The organism is Sphingobacterium siyangense, from assembly GCF_023277505.1.
In the GTDB taxonomy this organism is placed as follows: Bacteria; Bacteroidota; Bacteroidia; order Sphingobacteriales; family Sphingobacteriaceae; genus Sphingobacterium; species Sphingobacterium siyangense.
Genome location: NZ_CP080574.1, coordinates 1,369,125 through 1,388,226, shown reverse-complemented (window position 1 = coordinate 1,388,226; position 19,102 = coordinate 1,369,125). Strand labels below are relative to the sequence as shown.

16 protein-coding genes are annotated in these 19,102 nt (G+C 39.1%); 5 read left to right on the top strand and 11 right to left on the bottom strand.

Features of this window, described 5'->3' with window-relative positions; all coding sequences use genetic code 11:
- Positions 1-174 precede the first annotated feature (174 nt).
- Together rpsA and K2F45_RS05635 are read left to right on the top strand one after the other, a co-directional pair.
- Positions 175-2,106, top strand: coding sequence for a 30S ribosomal protein S1 (rpsA, locus tag K2F45_RS05640; protein ID WP_075991301.1), 1,932 nt, complete (start codon positions 175-177; stop codon positions 2,104-2,106).
- Positions 2,107-2,206: 100 nt separating this feature from the next.
- A complete protein-coding gene (locus K2F45_RS05635; protein ID WP_120335361.1) occupies positions 2,207-3,046 on the top strand; it encodes a sulfurtransferase in 840 nt (279 codons plus the stop codon).
- 1 nt (position 3,047) lies between these two features.
- Here K2F45_RS05635 and K2F45_RS05630 read toward each other — a convergent pair whose 3' ends face one another.
- The 4 genes from K2F45_RS05630 to gyrB all read right to left on the bottom strand — a co-directional run bounded on the left by K2F45_RS05630 (position 3,048) and on the right by gyrB (position 11,181).
- Positions 3,048-4,949: a RecQ family ATP-dependent DNA helicase gene (locus K2F45_RS05630; protein ID WP_088160432.1), complete on the bottom strand. Its 1,902-nt coding sequence runs from the start codon at positions 4,947-4,949 to the stop codon at positions 3,048-3,050.
- Positions 4,946-6,931, bottom strand: coding sequence for a ComEC/Rec2 family competence protein (locus K2F45_RS05625; RefSeq protein WP_248933077.1), 1,986 nt, complete (start codon positions 6,929-6,931; stop codon positions 4,946-4,948). Before K2F45_RS05625 ends, K2F45_RS05630 begins: the two co-directional genes overlap by 4 nt.
- A 95-nt stretch (positions 6,932-7,026) precedes the next feature.
- Complete coding sequence (locus tag K2F45_RS05620) at positions 7,027-9,063, bottom strand: ComEA family DNA-binding protein (protein ID WP_145328216.1); 2,037 nt, start codon at positions 9,061-9,063, stop codon at positions 7,027-7,029.
- Between the two features lie 159 nt (positions 9,064-9,222).
- The gene (gene gyrB / locus K2F45_RS05615) at positions 9,223-11,181 is read right to left on the bottom strand and encodes a DNA topoisomerase (ATP-hydrolyzing) subunit B (RefSeq protein WP_088160429.1); all 1,959 of its coding nucleotides are present in this window, start codon (positions 11,179-11,181) and stop codon (positions 9,223-9,225) included.
- A 191-nt stretch (positions 11,182-11,372) separates the two neighbouring features.
- Between gyrB and K2F45_RS05610 the strand changes: the two genes are divergently transcribed.
- Both K2F45_RS05610 and K2F45_RS05605 read left to right on the top strand, forming a co-directional pair.
- Positions 11,373-11,990, top strand: a complete 618-nt coding sequence (locus K2F45_RS05610) for an OmpH/Skp family outer membrane protein (protein ID WP_248933075.1) — start codon at positions 11,373-11,375, stop codon at positions 11,988-11,990.
- An 88-nt stretch (positions 11,991-12,078) separates the two neighbouring features.
- Positions 12,079-12,984 carry a magnesium transporter CorA family protein gene (locus K2F45_RS05605; RefSeq protein ID WP_088160427.1) on the top strand — a complete coding sequence of 302 codons (906 nt, stop codon included), beginning with the start codon at positions 12,079-12,081 and terminating at the stop codon, positions 12,982-12,984.
- On the opposite strand, the gene tsaB is transcribed toward K2F45_RS05605, so the two are convergent.
- From tsaB to mscL, 5 genes are all read right to left on the bottom strand, one after another.
- Entirely contained in the window at positions 12,979-13,686 is a 708-nt protein-coding gene (gene tsaB / locus K2F45_RS05600) for a tRNA (adenosine(37)-N6)-threonylcarbamoyltransferase complex dimerization subunit type 1 TsaB (protein WP_088160426.1), read from the bottom strand. The genes K2F45_RS05605 and tsaB overlap by 6 nt on opposite strands.
- A gap of 14 nt (positions 13,687-13,700) precedes the next feature.
- Positions 13,701-13,955, bottom strand: coding sequence for a membrane protein insertion efficiency factor YidD (gene yidD / locus K2F45_RS05595; protein WP_075991293.1), 255 nt, complete (start codon positions 13,953-13,955; stop codon positions 13,701-13,703).
- Positions 13,918-14,334, bottom strand: a complete 417-nt coding sequence (locus K2F45_RS05590; RefSeq protein WP_088160425.1) for a ribonuclease P protein component — start codon at positions 14,332-14,334, stop codon at positions 13,918-13,920. The genes yidD and K2F45_RS05590 overlap by 38 nt, the downstream gene beginning before the upstream one ends.
- Before the next feature lie 60 nt (positions 14,335-14,394).
- Positions 14,395-14,553: a 50S ribosomal protein L34 gene (rpmH, locus tag K2F45_RS05585; RefSeq protein WP_075991291.1), complete on the bottom strand. Its 159-nt coding sequence runs from the start codon at positions 14,551-14,553 to the stop codon at positions 14,395-14,397.
- A 239-nt stretch (positions 14,554-14,792) separates the two neighbouring features.
- Positions 14,793-15,200 carry a large-conductance mechanosensitive channel protein MscL gene (mscL, locus tag K2F45_RS05580; RefSeq protein WP_046673978.1) on the bottom strand — a complete coding sequence of 136 codons (408 nt, stop codon included), beginning with the start codon at positions 15,198-15,200 and terminating at the stop codon, positions 14,793-14,795.
- A 277-nt stretch (positions 15,201-15,477) separates the two neighbouring features.
- On the opposite strand from mscL, the gene K2F45_RS05575 reads away from it, so the two are divergent.
- Complete coding sequence (locus tag K2F45_RS05575) at positions 15,478-16,119, top strand: response regulator transcription factor (RefSeq protein ID WP_120335355.1); 642 nt, start codon at positions 15,478-15,480, stop codon at positions 16,117-16,119.
- 29 nt (positions 16,120-16,148) lie between these two features.
- On the opposite strand, the gene K2F45_RS05570 is transcribed toward K2F45_RS05575, so the two are convergent.
- Both K2F45_RS05570 and ftsZ read right to left on the bottom strand, forming a co-directional pair.
- Positions 16,149-17,291, bottom strand: coding sequence for a sugar phosphate isomerase/epimerase family protein (locus K2F45_RS05570; protein ID WP_248933074.1), 1,143 nt, complete (start codon positions 17,289-17,291; stop codon positions 16,149-16,151).
- Positions 17,292-17,379: 88 nt separating this feature from the next.
- Entirely contained in the window at positions 17,380-19,077 is a 1,698-nt protein-coding gene (gene ftsZ / locus K2F45_RS05565) for a cell division protein FtsZ (protein ID WP_075991289.1), read from the bottom strand.
- Positions 19,078-19,102: the final 25 nt, after the last annotated feature.

The window sequence follows — 19,102 nt, the reverse complement described above, 5'->3', positions numbered from 1 at the left end:
AGTCGAGAATTAGCAAGAGTACAATTCAAATATCATCCCTTGCGGGGCTGGCATGTAAAAAGTCCCCTATAACTGAAAGTCTTTCAATAAAATAAGAAAAATAAAATTTTGCATTTAAAGTTTTTTTGTACCTTTGCAACTCCTACAAAGTAGGAAAAAGGAGAAAATTAATTAATGGCAAAAAAACAAGAAGCAGAAAAAGAATTAGCAGCGAAAAACGCAGAGCTACAAGGTGCTGACACTAAAGTAGTGAAAGACACTGAAAAAATTGAATCAGAAGCTGATTCAAACTTAATCGACGAAATCAAATCAAACACTTGGATCACACCAGAAGGTGAATTTGACTGGGATGCAAATGATAAAGGTTTCGGAAATTATAGCGATGCTGAACGCGCTAAACTTGAAGCACAATACGCAGATACTTTCAACCAAGTTAACCAAGGTGAAATTATTGAAGGTACTGTAGTTTCTATCAACAACAAAGACGTAGTCTTAAATGTTGGTTTCAAATCTGACGGTTTAGTTTCTTTATCAGAATTCCGTGACTTACCAGAATTAAAAGTTGGTGACAAAGTTGACGTATTCGTTGAATCTCAAGAAGATGCTAACGGTCAATTAGTACTTTCTCGCAAACGTGCTAAAACTCAAAAATCTTGGGAAGCTATCAATGAGGCATTGGAAAATGATGCAATCATTACTGGTTTCGTTAAGAGCCGTACTAAAGGTGGTCTTATCGTTGATATCAAAGGTGTTGAAGCATTCTTACCTGGATCTCAAATCGATATCAAACCTATCCGTGACTACGATGTATACGTAGGTAAAACAATGGAATTCAAAGTTGTGAAAATCAACCACGAATTCAAAAACGTTGTCGTATCACACAAAGTATTAATTGAAAACGACTTAGAGAACCAAAAATCTGAAATCGTTGCTAAATTAGAAAAAGGTCAAGTATTAGAAGGAACAGTTAAAAATATCACTGACTTCGGTGTGTTCATCGACTTAGGTGGTGTTGACGGTTTATTGCATATCACAGATATCTCTTGGGGTCGTATCGAGCATCCAAAAGAAGTTTTATCGCTAGATCAAACAATCAACGTTGTTGTATTAGACTTTGATGATGAGAAAAAACGTATCGCTTTAGGCTTGAAACAATTATCTGAGCATCCTTGGGAATCTTTAGATACTGCATTGGAAGTTGGTTCTAAAGTTAAAGGTAAAATCGTAACAGTTGCTGATTACGGTGCTTTCTTAGAAATCATCCCTGGTGTTGAAGGTTTGATCCACGTTTCTGAAATGTCTTGGTCACAAAACTTACGTTCTCCGCAAGAGTTCTTGAAAGTTGGTGATGAGATCGAAGCGCAAATCTTAACGTTAGATCGCGATGAGCGTAAAATGAGCTTAGGTATCAAACAATTGACTCCAGATCCTTGGAAAAACATCACTGAGCGTTACCCTGTAGGTTCTAAACAAACAGCTGTTGTTAAAAACATGACTAACTTCGGTGTATTTGTTGAGTTAGAAGAAGGTATCGACGGTTTGATCCACATCTCTGATTTATCTTGGTCTAAAAAAATCAACCACCCTAACGAATTCACTAAAGTTGGTGAAACATTAGACGTAGTTGTTTTAGAATTAGATGAAGAAAACCGCAAATTATCTTTAGGTCACAAACAATTGGAAGAAAACCCTTGGGATACTTTCGAAACGATCTTTACTGAAGGTTCTATCCACGAAGGTACTGTGATCAAAGTTGGTGACAAAGGTGATATCGTAGCTTTACAATACGGTGTTGAAGGTTTCTGTCCTTCTAAACACTCTGTTAAAGAAGACGGTTCTTCATTGAAAGTTGATGAAGTTACTTCATTCAAAATCATCGAGTTCAACAAAGAGAACAAACGTTTGGTAATTTCTCACTCTCGTATCTGGGAAGAAGAGAAAGAAGAAGCTCGCAAAGAAGAGTCTAACAACCGTAAAAAAGACGCTAAAGCTGAGTCTTCAGCTGTGAAAAAAGTAAAAGATTCTGTTGAAAAATCTACTTTAGGCGACTTAGACGTATTAGCTCAATTGAAAGAGCAAATGGAAAATGATAAAAACGCTAAGTAATTAGCAATTTCAATCCATAAAAAGCGGCTGTTCCAAAAGGACAGCCGCTTTGTTTTTATAGGGATGCTTTTGTAATTTTGTATCAATAAACGTTATTGTTATGTCATTCAAATCAGCCTTAATTAACCCCACCGAACTTCAGGAATCACTGGGACAGCATACAGACATTGTCCTCCTCGATTGCACCATCGACAAAGTTGGTCAATCCATCAAGGATACCAAGTTCGAAGTTCTTCCCCATTCTCAATTTTTTGACATCGAAGGGAAACTTTCGGATGCTACTTCCAAATTACCGCATACCCTCGTTTCTGCAGCGGTATTCGAAAGGGAAATGCAAAGCCTGGGAATAAATCAGGATAGTACGGTCGTATTATATGACAGATGGGGCGTTTATTCAAGCCCAAGGGCCTGGTGGATGTTTAAGGTCATGGGATTTGAACAGGTCTTTATTTTAAATGGCGGTGTTCCTGCTTGGAAAAATAACAAACTGCCCGTCGTAGACCAGTATACAACCGCTGCAAGTCCCGGTAATTTTAAAGCCCAATTTCAAGCAAACCTTTATGCCGATAAAGAGTATATCTTAACACATTATCGGGATACTCAAGTGAATATTTTTGACGCCAGAAGTAAAGGTCGATTTAGTGGTTTAGTAGCTGAACCCCGGAAAGGCCTTCATGGTGGGCATATCCCCCATTCCAAAAATCTCCCTTTCGAAGAATTATTTGACGGAATCGTTTATAAACCCATTGATGAATTGAAACAGCAATTTGATCATTTTAATGCGACCGGAAATGAATATGTATTCTCCTGTGGATCGGGTATCACGGCCTCAGTCTTAGCATTTGCTTGTCATCTCGCTGGTCATGAGCAAATCCGTGTATACGATGGTTCTTGGTCAGAGTGGGGCCGTGAAGAGCTCAATCTACCCATCGAGAAATAGTTTAAAACAAGGTATTCCAAGAATAGAGATTATCCTCCAAGCGGATTTTTTCGGCATCTAGGAGATTACGGATGATCTCTATTCTTTTCTTTTCTGTGCCTATCGTCAAACTCGCCACCAAATCATGAATGTTTTTGGCTTCAGCAAGTAAACTGCTTTTGATTTCTGCTTTTATATTTGCCCGCTGCTTTTCCTGATGATTGCGGATCAGACATAAATCGCATACTTCACAGAATCCCGCATTTTTCTCTCCAAAATATAACAACAGCGATTGACTGCGGCAATTGCTCTGTTCAATATAACCGATCATGCCATTGACTTCCTCTTCCTTCACCTGATGGCGATCGCGAATAAAAATATGATCGATATGCAGGTGTTTGTAATCGACTCGGTTCTGCAAAAAGGTCAATTGTGGCGCATCTGTAGAAGGCAGATAGCTCGCTATTTCCAGTGTCTCCAACGACTTCAACAGCTCGACAACACGATCATAAGGCAGACCTAACTTACGTGCAAATTCATATTCATTGATGAGGATATAGTTTTCAAATACACCACCATAGCTGCGCAAAATAGCCTTAATAAGCTTATCATATTTGACATACTGCACCTGAACTTTATACAATTCGGCGCTATCAATTTCAAACTTAAAGCGTGAAGGTATTGTAACAGCTTCTGACAAAACCAACCAAGTGTCCCGCTCCAGAAACTTCAGCGCATTCATAACAGGAACCAACGGTAGCTGATATTTTTTTGCAAATGCAACAACATCAAAATCTACAGTCACTCCTTCTCCAGAACCATAGGGAATCTGAAAATGATTACAAAGGTAATGATAGGTCTGTTGAATAAATGGAATATCAGGAAAGCTAGCTTGCAAATTATCGACAAGTTTCCGCTCATCTGCCTTTTGATAAAGAATAACGGGATAGGCCTTCTTGCCATCTCTTCCTGCCCTACCGGCTTCTTGATAATAGGCCTCCAGCGAATCGGGCAAATCGAGATGAATGACAAACCGTACATCGGGTTTATCAATTCCCATCCCAAACGCATTTGTCGCTACAATAACGCGAACAACATTTGTCATCCACCCTTGCTGTTTCTGATCCCGTTCCTGCCCCGTGAGCCCGGCATGGTAATAATCTGCCGAAATGCCATTATTGACTAAAATACGGGCTATCTCCTGTGTTTCCCGCCGGTTTCTGACATAAACAATACCGGATCCACCCAACTTGTGTATGATGCGGACCATACGTCCCATCTTATCCTCTTCCTCAATGGCCATATAAGCCAAATTGTCGCGGAGAAAGCTTTTGACAAATACATTTTCTTTTGGAAAATTCAGCTTCTGCTGTATATCGCTAATGACACGCTCAGTTGCTGTCGCTGTAAGGGCCAGAAAAGGAACCTTGGGATGCAGTTCCCGTAACTTAGCGAGTTCTAAATAGGGAGGTCTGAAATCATACCCCCATTGAGAAATACAATGTGCTTCGTCTATCGCAAAAAGATTTACATTCATAAATCGTATGCGCTCCCTTACGATATCATTGTATAATCTTTCAGGAGAAAGATAGAGAAATTTTATTTGCCCATAGACGCAATTGTCCAACGTAATATCCACCTCCCTCTTCCGCATTCCAGCATAAATCGCGACCGCTTGAATTCCATTTTTTTTCAAATGCTCAACCTGATCTTTCATCAATGCTATAAGCGGTGTAACGACAATACAAATCCCTTCTCGCATCAAGGCAGGTACCTGAAAACAAATCGACTTTCCGCCGCCAGTCGGCAATAAAGCCAGTGTATCTTTACCTGAAATGACCGATTGAATAATTTCTTCCTGCAGGGGTCTAAATGAATCGAAACCCCAGTATTGCCTTAAGATTGATATACTATCTTGCGTCATAAGTTCTCCTTATCCCAAACATACGCAAAATTATCTTTCATGAGATAATTCTGTATTCCCAAACTATCCAACATACGTTTTGTATGCTTAGATTTCTCCATTGAATTGGATCCATCCAGTATAACAAGTTTTGGTCTAATTTGCTTCAATAAACGAGGTAAACCATTTAGTAAATTTTTTCTGACAATGACAAGGTCGGCAGGTGTCATTGTTCCCCCTGCATGCGATAAAATAGCAATTCTACCTAAAGGGAGCGTAACAAGATAGTTTTTCCGCTCCCGACCATTCAAAGCTACAAACTGAACTTTTTCCCTCGTCAGTAATTGGATTTCTCTTCCACATGCATATTGCAAGCCTCGGGATTGCAAAGAATCAAATGTGCTGTAAACGATACTGCGCCCACCTTTGAAATAGCCGATCGTCAGCTCATGTTTCGTATTATAGACCCGAAACCGTTCTACATCTTTATTTTCCAGGTATTTTTGCGCAGTGATCAATAGTATTCCAATTGCACAGCATCCCCCTAGCCAAACGTATTTTTTATCTTTCCATTGAAAAGCATATAAAAAAGAAAATAGTGCAAAATAGGTCAAAAATAGAAGCTCCAGCCCCATAGGTTCAACTTTTATTGTTGAAAAAGCCAAATGGTCAATAAATTTCAAGCAGTATAAGATGAAAGCGATGAGATGCTCCAAAAGAAAGCCCAATAAATCGTTGAGCCCCTGCATTGGATTGATTGTCATAATAAAACCGAGATACATCGCTAATGTTGAAGGGAAATCGACTAATACATTGGCTACCAGAAAATAAGTTGGAAATTGTCCAAAATAATAAAGGCTCAGTGGCGTTGTCAATAGCTGCGCAGCAATAGAAACAGCCAATGCATCTCTCAAAAGCCGTAATATCGGTCTTTTAACCGGAAGGAATCCTTCGACAAGCGGCGAACATATCGTCATACCCAAAACGGCTAAAAAAGACAGCTGAAAACCCACATCAACAACAGCCCGGGGAACGGCCAGTAAAATCAATAATGCGGCAATAATAAGCGAATTCAGTGTTGAAAAGCTTCGTTTAAAATGCTGTGCACACAGCACAAAACTAATCATAATAGCTGCCCGCGTAATCGGCGGATCAAGCCCTGCAATAAAAGCATATATCCAGATCATACTCCATAACAAAATTAGTGGCAGCCATCTGAGATAGAAAGGCCAGGCAATTCGCTTGAAAATAAGGGATAGAAAACTGAATAAAACAGCAACATGCATTCCCGAAACACTTAATACGTGTATCGTTCCCGTATTGGTGAAGGCCTGGATGCTTTCGGCACTGATATCGCTCCGGGAACCATATAATAAAGCTGAAGCAATAGCAAAGTGCTCATCCTTTTTGATATGGGGACGAAGCTTAACCAAAAAATATCTCCTCGTTTGTAAAGCGAGCCCAGTTAATGAAAAAGCCGTTGTTTCTTTCCTACTGATCAGCTTATACCGACCAAAGACTGCGAAAATTTCATGATAGATATGCTGTCTTTTCAAATACTGTCTATAGTCAAATTCCATTGGATTGAATGGCGGAGCTATTTCCTTTACTTGACCTTTTAACCACAATAGATCACCAAACTGCAGTGGGTTCTTCTGGCTGGATTTTAAAGATAACATCAGTCGACCTGTAGTTTCAACAAATTCACCTTTTTGGTAAGCCCCTACTACTTCCGCCGAAAAACGAATGATATCCCGCTTCACCTTGGGCTCTTCAATAATTTTGACTACATAACTATCGGTCACTATATGGGAGAAATGACTGATTGTAACCAAAGGGGCTTCGCGCCAAAATTGGAAAATCCCAAATAATACAACAGACACATAATACCCGTAGCTATAGCCATACTGGCGGATTCTTCCCTTTAATAAATAACAACAAAACGTTATCAAAACCAGCACAACCAATAGCTGCTGAACGCATTGGAAAATGTGGAACGACATAGGTAATTTAGGGGCGAAAAGAAGCGTCACAATATATAGGATCGCTATCTTAAGAGTAGGCAGCCGCTCTAATCTTTGTATAAAACTAAGCTCTTTCATAACTGCCACCGCAACTGTATCTTAACCTCTGACTTTCTATTACCCTCAATTTGGTCCAGTCCAGTCCCAATACTCTCTCGCCCCGGATAATAATAGACCGCATATTTGGTCCATACCTGAAGATGGCGGCTTAACCGATACTGCAGATTGAAATACATTCTCCATCCCCTTGTATTGTACATTCCAAAACCAGATGCATATAATACATCCTGCTCATAAGCATAGATCCGATTATCATAACTTGCCGCATCGAAATACGCAACGCGTATATTCGACTGAAATTTTCCCGCGCTAGACTTCCAGAGCAAATCTTGATAAAGCATATAACCGAAACTATTTTCCTGATACTCTTTTTGGAATAAATTAGCTTCTACACGGGAGCGAATCGTCCATATTGAACTTAGGCGGTAATGAAATTCTACCCTGAACTGCTGTTTGCTGGTATTTACAAGCCCGTGCTCGGTTTGTCCCTCTCCCTGGTAATTAACTTGTTTAAATCGGTTACGATAGCGCAATGAAAGTTGGCCTTTTTTGTACCACATGTAACTCAGCTGGCTAAAAAAATCAGCGCCTGTAGATAGCGTATCAGCCTGATACTTTGCTCCCGGGAAACGAAATATATCCGCATAATTGGACCAGAGCAATTTTCTACCCAATTGATACGTTAGTCCCAAATAAGCCCCCTGCTCGTTGGAGGTGTTATCCGATTCACCAAATCCCTGTCCATAAAAAGTATGAAAATTCTTTTTATAGTCCCGCAGCAATACAACCGATGATAAACGTGGATGCAAACTTATCATAGATCCTGCTAACAGTGCTGAACCGCCATCCATGCTGCTTGCATACTCACCAAATAAATAAGCATTCCGAATCGTATAGTTTCCATATAGACTTATATTTCGCAAAAAATCACCTTCAAAGTCCGCCTTTTGCCGTATACCATTGCCTTTTGTTTTAAAGACATTTAATTGTGTCTGATTGAAATGAACACCCATTTTGAACCGCTTATAGCGCCACAACAGATTCAATCCATAGGCCAGTTGAGAGGCGGCATGACGGTATTGCTGTTCGGTTGCAGTCCGATGCAAGCCTGAGCTTGCGATCGTTGAAATCGTAGGCGGAGAAGTTGTACGGTTAACTTTTCCATCTATGGATTGGTAGGAGAAATAAGGTGTAATTTCAATGTGCCTAATCTGTAATGTTCCTGCAATGCCACGCATAAAATTAGCCTCATTTAATGACGTATATGACTTTACACCGATCCCTTGTCTTGCAGTATGCTGTACCAATCCCCCTTTTCCAAAATTCAGACCATTCCACATACTGAGTCCCTGGCCAAATTGCAACGCGTAATCGCCGATCACGATATTTTTGAAACGGCCTAAAGACTTTATTGATATACTTAAGCTATAGAAATCAAATCCCATTTTTTGCCTGTCTCTAAAAAATGGTTCCCCCGCATCTTTCTCCATATTAACTGCGAGATGAAACCCATCGTTTAACTGGGCTCTATACCTAACAGCATAGCGATTGGCATCGCCAAGATAATGGGATTTCGTCGTATCGACTATACGGTATCCCTTTGCTTTTTCGAGTATCCGGGCGTACCGTATTATAAATTCCTGTTTAAAATTTCTCGATTTCAGGGTTTCAAGGGGAGATCCCGGACCTACCCTTACGAAGGGTAACAACAAACTGACTATCCGCTCATTAAATCCTTCAATGGACTGTAGTTCGAGTACGTTGATAAAATTCCCTGAAATGGTCCTATGGGCCAATAGGTGCTCGATTAATAAAGGGTTCAAAAATTGTAATTCAGTGAGTTCTCTACCATCAGTTTTGTTGAGATCGATCGGGTGTTTGAGATAATGAGACCACTTTTCAGTGAATTCACTCAAATCAGCATCCTCAGGAAGCTCTTCCGATAAGCTTTCAAATAAATCTTGGAGATCGATTTTTTCATTTGTTTGCGCCGTACAGGTTAGTCCAATAAAACAACCTATAAAGAGCAAAATTTTGCTACAATATTTCATAATAGGTTTTAATTAATATTGGCTAAATGCTAGGCGATGAACCTTTTATCCCGGCAGAAAAACGGTTCACTGGTATGAAATTAGGAAATATAAAAGAATAAAAAAAGCCTGATGAAAAATTTCATCAGGCTTTTTTTTATTCTTTTATGATCAGATCAATTAAATATCAATTTTAGCATAACGTGCATTTTTTTCGATAAATTCACGACGCGGAGCAACTTCATCACCCATCAACATCGAGAAGATACGGTCACATTCTGCCGCGTTTTCAATAGTTACTTGTCTTAAAGTACGCGTTTCAGGATTCATGGTTGTATCCCATAACTGTTCTGCATTCATCTCTCCAAGACCTTTATAACGTTGTACGTGTACGCTATCCTCTTTACCACTTCCTTTCAAACGTTGAATTGCATTGATACGTTGGTCTTCATTCCAAGCGTACTCATGCTCTTTCCCTTTTTTCACCAAGTATAGCGGCGGTGTAGCGATATATACATATCCTCTTTCGATCAATTCCTTCATGTATCTGAAATAGAACGTCAAGATCAATGTTGTAATGTGGGACCCATCCACATCGGCATCGGTCATGATGATGATGCGGTGATAACGTAATTTTTCAATATTCAATGCCTTAGCATCTTCGGCAGTACCTACACTCACGCCCAAAGCTGTAAACATATTTTTGATCTCCTCATTTTCGTAGATCTTATGTTCCATCGCTTTTTCAACGTTCAGGATCTTACCACGTAAAGGCATGATCGCCTGATGCTTTCTATCACGACCAGACTTGGCAGTACCACCCGCAGAATCCCCCTCGACAAAATAAATCTCACATTTGGTAGGATCGTTGTCTTGACAGTCGGCTAATTTACCAGGAAGTCCGGAGCCCCCCATAACGGTTTTACGTTGGACCAAATCACGGGCCTTACGTGCAGCAGCACGTGCTTGAGCTGCAATGACAACCTTTTGAACAATAGATTTTGCCTCACGTGGATTCTCTTCCAGATAAACACCTAAGATCTCACCAACAGCAACATCTACAGCCCCCATCACCTCGGAGTTACCTAATTTCGTCTTCGTTTGTCCCTCAAATTGAGGTTCTGCAACCTTCACCGAAATTACAGCTGTCAATCCCTCACGGAAGTCATCACCGGTAATTTCCACTTTTAAGTTTTTAAGCAAACCTGACTTGTCCGCATATGCTTTCAAAGTACGTGTCAAACCACGACGGAAACCCGCAACGTGAGAACCACCTTCAATCGTATTGATGTTATTCACATAAGAATGGACATTCTCCGAATACGTATCGTTATATTGTAAAGCCAGTTCAACAGGGATACCTTGTTTCACGCCTTCAACATAAATTGGTTCAGGAATCAACGACTGACGGTTACCATCTAAAAATTTCACAAACTCTTTCAGACCACCCTCTGAATAGAATGTTTCTTTCTTTTCAGAACCGTCTTCATTAGTCTCCCGCTCATCATTCAACGTCAAACTCACACCTTTATTTAAAAATGCAAGTTCACGAAGACGATTTGCCAATGTATCGTAATTATAAACGGTAGTCTGCGTGAAAATTGTCGCATCTGGATGGAACGTTACAATAGTACCCGTCTTATCAGAAACACCAACTTCTTTCACATCATACAAAGGTTTACCAATTTGGTATTCTTGCTGGAAAATCTTTCCATCGCGATGAACCTCAGCCTTCAAAAGGGTAGATAGTGCATTCACACAGGAAACACCGACACCATGCAGACCACCAGAAACCTTGTATGTATCTTTATCAAATTTACCTCCGGCGTGCAATACAGTCATTACAAGCTCTAAGGCTGATTTATTCTCTTTTTTGTTGATTCCTGTAGGAATACCACGACCGTTATCCCGGACAGAAATCGAATTATCTTTATGGATAGTAACAAAGATATCTGTACAATATCCTGCTACAGCTTCATCGATTGAATTGTCAACAACCTCGTATACCAAATGGTGCAATCCTTTTACACCGGTGTCACCAATATACATGGATGGACGCTTACGAACCGCCTCTAAACCCTCTAATACCTGAATATTATCGGCCGAATAGGTGGATGCATTTTTATTTTCTTCGCTCATTGAAAACCTCTTAAATGTAATATTCAAAAATACGAAATTTTGGCCGATTTATCAAGTCCGTGAACAAGTATTGAACCTATATTCCGAATTATAATACATAGGATAATTTTACTTTTTTATTACTAAAAACTAGAATTTCGATTTTTTTATGTTAGGTTTGTTTTCAGTAATAATTTGCAAATAACAAAAAAATGAACACTATATTTTCAATTGTATCGAAAGTTTCCTTTGGCCTTTTATTGGTTGGAACTATTGCATCATGTAACCAAGGTGCAAAAACAACAAACGAACCTGCAAAAAATGATTCCGATACGGTAAGCAAGGAGAGCCAGGGAAGTAACAAAGATAAAATCGTCTATTTAAACTCGGATTCACTTTCTGAAAAATATCAATATTTTAAGGACATTAAATCAAAGCTTGAAAACAAAGTAAAGAAAGCACAAACGGATCTGCAATCTAAAAGCACTGCATTCCAACGGGAAGTTGCCGAATATCAAAAAAATGCAGCTACAATGTCTGCCCCTGATAGACAAGCTACTGAACAAAAACTAGCACGTAAACAAGATGAGCTTGCACGTTTAGATCAAACAGCTTCTTCCTCTATTGCAAAAGACGAGTCTGAAGAATTCAACAATGTTTATAATAAAATTACCGAATTCCTGAAAAAACATGCTGCAGAAAATGGCTACAAACTGGTGCTGACCTATTCAAAAAGCAACCCAACTGTATTGTATGCTGACCCATCTCTGGAAATCACGAATGAGGTAATCAAACAGTTAAACGAAGAATATAAATCTTCAAACAAATAGAAGGTTATAATAATTTAGGAAAGCCATCAACTGAGTTGATGGCTTTTTTTATTTTCTTTCTTATCTTGTCCTTACTAAAATTGGATTTATGGTCAGAACGATTGTTGAAAAGGAAATCGCAAACTACGAATGGATAGATATAGCTGAGCCAACCTCAGAAGACTTCACCTTTATCAAAGAGCGCTTCAATTTGAATGAAGCTTCGATCAAGGATTCCAAAGAACCAGAACATCTACCGAAAATTGAAGAATTTGAGAATTATACCTTTGTTATTCTCCGTGTCATGTCGGACAATTTCAAGGAAAATTCAGACAGCATCGGGGAAATCACCGATCGCCTGACCATCTTCTACGGAAGTGATTTTGTGATTACTGTACACAAACGTCGTATCGAGTTTTTAGAAAAACTTAAGAATATTGAATTCACGTCCATCAAGACAAAAAATAGCCGTAAACTGGCTGTATTTATCACGACTGCGGCTGTATTCACCTTTAGTCAAACCTTAGAGCAACTTTCAACACGCATCGATGCATACGAAGAATTGATTTTCCTCAAACGCATGAAACAACAGCCAATACTGAAAAACCTCTATTTTATCAAAAGGCAGATTGATGTTGCACGAAAGGTCATCTTTCTCTACAGAGAGGTCGTTGAGCATTTTCATTCCTCGTCCAAAAAAGATGTCTATACCCGCGATTTAAAAGATCTCCAGGTCCGGACATCAACCTTGTACGAAAACTTATCGGAAAATGTAGCACAGCTACTGAATGTATATTTCAACATCTCGTCTAATCACACCAATGAGATTATGCGCATCCTGACGATTTTCTCCGTATTTTTTATGCCAATCACTTTTGTGGCAGGAATTTATGGAATGAATTTTAAAAATATGCCCGAATTAGAATGGTACTATGGATATCCAGTGGCCATGGGAATCATGGTTGCCATATCCCTTGCGATTTATTTGTGGTTCAAAAGAAAAGGTTGGCTATAATAAGCCAACCTTTTTCTTTGCAGGGGTAACCACAAAATCTTTAAGATAGAATGGCTCGAAATAAGCAACATCCTCAAACTCTTTCCGCTGAAATTTATCAAAGGCCAACAGCGATAGAAAAGCCGCGGAAACATTAAATCCGCTCAGCACATCCACGCGATCCGTTGCACTGAACAAATCCTGGAATTTATCGGCTCCCGAACCAAATAAATGGACACGATGATAGTTCAGCAATAATTCATTGAAATACTCAACATCGATGATTTCCGCAGATGTCGCTCTCTCCAATATAGCGTTATGATTATAAACTGCTGTATAGACTTCCATCCGACGGGCATCGAGCATAGGAAGGTAAGCTTCATCTTCTGTTAAACCGAATTGCCCTTTATAGCCTAAAAACAACGCTTCTAACGTGTTAATAGCGATTAAAGGTACATCTAAGGCATAACAGAGACCTTTGGCCGTAGACACTCCTATCCGCAAGCCTGTATACGAGCCTGGCCCCATACTCACCGCAACAGCGTTCAAATCCTGCATCTTTCGGCCTGTCTGTTTAAGAATTTCCGCAATCAAAATAGTCAATTTAGCCGCATGAGCATTTGGTTCATCGAGATCGATGACTTGCAACGTTTGACCATTTTCACTCAAGGCAACCGAACATACAGCGGTTGATGTATCAATTTGTAAAATTAAATTATTCATCGTCGTTATAGAAATCAAGGTACAGGATCATGCCCATGGCCACCCCAAGGGTTGCAACGTGCGATTCGTTTCAAAGCCATCCAGCCACCTTTAAAAGGACCATATTTCAAAATAGCTTCCTTACCGTACTGAGAACAGGTAGGTGTATATCTACAATTGGCGCCTAAAAATGGTGAGATAAAAACTTGGTAGAAACGAATAATAGCCAAGAAAATAAAACTAAACAAGGGTCTAATCCCCTTTTTCCAAATAAGCTTCAGCACATTCATCCTGCAATTTTTTCAGCATTTTATTCATTGCGGTGCTAAACACATCATACGCTAAGATCTGCTTGCCTACATATTGAATAGCTAAATACAAAGTTACATTATGTTTCAACAAAAACGGAATCAAATCATTCGATTTTTGTAAACGGTAACTCTCACGCATCATTCGCTTAATCGAATTGCGATCAACTGCTCTTTTGAACCTACGTTTGGATACGGAAATGATAGACTGACTGGAGGGAATATGGTCAGTCAAGTTGTTTTTCTCGAAGATAAAAACAACCCTAAACGGATACAAAACAAAAGAAGAACCGCTTTTAAAAAGCGCATCAATACGCCTTTTCGCACATAACCGTTCTTCTTTTGTAAATGTATTTTTCATACGATGACTTAATCTTACTAGAAAAAGCTCTTATAAGTGGCCACCGATCCTTGTCAAAGATTAACCTTTGTGACGGTATTCGTCAGACACTGTAAGACGTTTTCTACCTTTAGCTCTACGTGAAGCTAATACTCTTCTACCGTTTGCAGAGCTCATACGCTCTCTAAAACCGTGTTTGTTTCTTCTTTTTCTTTGCGATGGCTGAAATGTTCTTTTCATGACGCTATTATGCTAATTTGTTCTTACTTCAATTAATACAAAACTCCCCAAGAGGAATGCAAAAGTAAAGTTTATTTTAGACAAAAACAAACAATATTACGAACATTTAAAGTTAATGTGAAGCAGACAAGCTAATTTATTCAGCTACAGCTTCAAAAAACAATTTTTCAACTACCATAAAATAAAAATCAGCACAGTTTGACTGTGCTGATTTTTATAAATGAAGTATATACCTTACACTATTTATTTTTCAGAATATCCCTGATCTCAGTCAAAAGTGTTTCTTCTTTCGTCGGTGCTGCAGGTGCCGCAGGAGCTGCTTCCTCTTTACGTTTCAATGAATTTAAAGCTTTGATAACACAAAAAATACAGAATGCTACAATTAAAAATTGAATAACCACATTAATAAAGTTTCCATAATTAATGGATACTTCAGCTTGTTTAGTAGCCTCATCAGCGGCCTTCAGAATCAATTTTTTGGATGAAAAATCAACACCCCCTGTTAAATAACCAATGGGCGGCATGATAATATCGTCAACCAATGAGGTGACAATTTTACCAAAGGCTCCACCGATAACAACACCGACAGCTAGATCGACCACGCTGCCGCGCATTGCAAACTCTTTAAACTCTTTTAAAAATCCCATATTTAAATTTTTTAGTCCATAAATTATGACAAAACTAGTAATTGTCACATAAATCTAATTAAAATATGCCAATTTTTTATCGTTAAACTCATATTGTGCTATATTTTCTAGCCTATGTCCTATTTATATAAAAAGATACGCAACTCGCACCGCCCCAATTTTTATTAACTTAATTTCTTATATTTGCGCGTTAACTAGTAAAATATCAAGATATATTGTATATTGTTAGTACTTTATTTCATACGGTAATTAAAGCCCAGCATCAGATAGCATATCTATGAAAAAGATTCTTATAGCAGACGACCACGGTATTGTACGGTTAGGAGCCTCCGTTATTATTAAAGAAACTCTTCAAAAGGCAGAAATATTCCAAGCTGAAACCTTTGACGAGGTTCTTGAAAAAATAAAGGTAGAGGATTTCGACCTGTTATTGTTGGACATTAATATGCCGGGTGGAAATAATATACGCGTCGTTGAGGAGATCCTTCAAATTCGACCAAGCATCAAAATATTGATTTTCTCGTCTTATGACGAATCACTATATGCACTACGCTATATCGAAGCAGGAGCAGTAGGCTACCTCAACAAAACAACAGCAATGGCTGAACTTTCCAATGCCATTCTGGCTATTCAGGATAGAGGGAAGTATATGTCGAGCAATGTACAGGATCTATATATTCAGAAATTAACACAGAGCAAGTCTGAACTGACGAAGCTAAATCCGTTGGCACGTCTGTCAAATAGAGAGGTGGACGTTGCTAAACAATTAATAAAGGGACTGGGGATTATTGAAGTATCTAGCTTGTTGGAGTTAAGCCCTTCAACAGTGAGCACGTATAAAAGCAGAATCTTTGAAAAACTCAATGTTTCTAATATTCCTGAACTTATTGAACTTTTCAGAATACACTCCAACAACTAGTCATTTTGTTGGAGTGCATTTTTATCCTACTAAATTAACTCATCCATCGTAACAACTGGAACATCTTTTACGTTCAGGTCTTCTAAAGGCTGAGATTTCTTATAAGAATACCCCACCTCTGCTTCTAAATCCCATAACATCGGTGCTAAAAAGTTGAGGCAGGTCGTAAATCCTTGAACCGTTGCAGAAAAATCACCTGTATCTTTCGAATTCTTAGCTTCGTTTTCGATCTCAAAGGGACCACTGAAACCACGTTCTTGCAATAAGTCAACAAAGCCTCGCCAATCCATGCTATCGGATCCACCAAAGCCAGGTAACATTGCCTCATAGTGATGTCTATCCCAGTCATGCCCAGGAATACTTACGTTGGCCTTTTTAGCCAATTCAGCATCAACATGCTGCATAGGGTACATTCCCCCCCAATCAATACGTGCAGCGGTCTGTAAATTACGTGTAGTCTTCACATGTATACGTTGTAAGCGGCTGATGTCTGTATTACGAATAACCTCAATCGGATTTGTATTTTGCCAAACATCATGTGAAGGATCATAAATCTCACCATGAGCTTTACTCGGAATCATCGCATACATTAATTTACGAGCAGCCAGCACAGCGGGAAGATTGTTATAGGTAGAGCTATAACGTGAAGAGCGCCATCCTTCCATTGGGCAGTTCTCATAGAGGATGGTTACACCTAAACTCTCTGCATAATTAACAATGGGAGCAAATACACGTTTGTATTCTTCAAGATTTTTTTGAAATCCATCAATTTGATTGCCCAATTCGTGATTATATCCAACGAATGTTCCTACCTTGACGTTATTTGCATCACCACCAAGCAAATGTGCAATACGGATCAATTTCAATAAATGATTTTGATTCTTCACACGTTGCTCAGGATCACCACCAATCATATTTTCAAAAGCACCAAGCGAAAGTTTTAAATCAGCCTGATTGAACAGCTCAATTATTTCCCTCGCTTTTGCAGGAGTAAAATCATCATAATCCAAATGTGTTGCAGTATGATCTTCTCGGGTACCATCTTTTCTAAACACACAGAGGTCTATCCCCCCCGCCCCGATTCTTTTGGTCGTCTGAATCAACTCCGGTAAGGATAATTTATCAAATGCAGAACTCATTACCCATACAGGGTTATTTAATTTTGTCGTCATAGCTTGTATAATTGTCTTATTTCGGTATTTAAAGATACTAAAAAAGCCATCCGATTGGATGGCTTTTTGTTATTTTATGGTGAATCAACTAGTCTACATTGTCATGTAGAAAAGAATTGTTCGGTCTGATTTCAGTATTTCCATCTTCAAAAGAAAGCGTAAAACGAGACACCTGAGATTGTGAAGAATGCGGTGTATCTTCCAATGACATTTGTTTTCTCTTATAAGCAGGCTCATTTTCCAACTCATGTAAACCATTAGAAGATTTTAATTTCATGCTTAATTCTTTAAGACGCAAAATACGCTCTTTCGTACGAACGAGCTGATCTTCAAACGACACCTGTTCTTCTTCCACTTGCGGGACTTCTACTTGTTCATTTGTTGTACTTGATGAAAAAGTAGGTTTCTCCTCATATGCTGAAGCTGAAGGTGCTGTATAAGAATCGAAGACTGTTGGCATCTGGAATTGAAACACAGATGGCGAAGTTTTCAATTGAAAATCATTGTCTCCAAATGAAGTCTCCTCTTCATAACCACCATCAAAACCTAAATCATGACGTATAACTTGAGGTTCCTCAACAGCCACCTGTTGTTGCACAGCATTTCTTGGTGAAGTGAACAAATCAGATTGCAAATTATTTGGCGTTGAGGTATTAGAAGAAGGGGTCGGTGTATCCACACGTTGAACCGGAGTCACGAAACTATTCGTAGCTGGAACTTCTCTTGGTGCTACCTGAGAAACAGGTTTGATAAAAGAATTAGCCGGTTCAGCAGTTAAGGGCATAGACACCTTTGTATTTTCACGTTCTTTATCGCGTTCTTCAGATGTTTGAAAACCAGTAGCAATAATTGTTACTGACAACTCATCCTCAAAGTTCTCGTCAATACAGTTACCCCAGATCAAATCAGCTGACAAACCAGCTTTTTCCTGAATGTAATCCGTAATGATTGCGACCTCATCCATTGTTACTTCTTTTGTTCCAGAAGTAATATTCAATAAAATATAACGAGCGCCTTCGATCTCATTGTCTTTCAATAAAGGCGAAGCCAAAGCACCTTCTACAGCACGCAATGCACGGTCTTCACCTTCAGCTATTGCGTTCCCCATAATAGCAACACCGCTATCATTCATGACAGTACGCACATCTTTAAAATCGACGTTTACATAACCAGGGATCGTAATAATTTCGGCAATACCTTTTGCAGCGGTAGTTAAAATATCATCCGCTTTCGCGAAAGCAGCTGTCATCGTTAGATTCCCGAAGATTTCACGCAAACGATCGTTAGAAATAACAAGATAAGAGTCTACATATTTACGTAATTCCGAAAGTCCTTCCTCCGCTTGAGAACGACGGCGTTTACCTTCAAATGTAAATGGTGTAGTAATAATCGCAACAGTTAAAATACCCAATTCTTTGGCAGCTTTCGCCAATACGGGACTAGCACCAGTACCGGTACCACCACCCATACCAGCGGTAATAAACAACATCTTGGTATTGGTACCCAACATACGTTTGATATCTTCAATACTTTCGATTGCTGAATTTTCACCTACATCAGGATCTGCTCCCGCTCCCATACCTTCGGTTAGACTTATTCCCAATTGAACTTTATTTGGGATCGGGCTCAATTCCAATGCTTGCGCATCAGTATTACACACGATAAAATCTACCCCACTAATTCCTTGTTTATACATGTGGTTTACGGCATTGCCGCCACCACCACCAACCCCAATAACCTTGATTATTGAAGATTGTTCTTTTAACATTTCAAACTGTATTGACATAACTTATCCCTATTTAACTTACAAT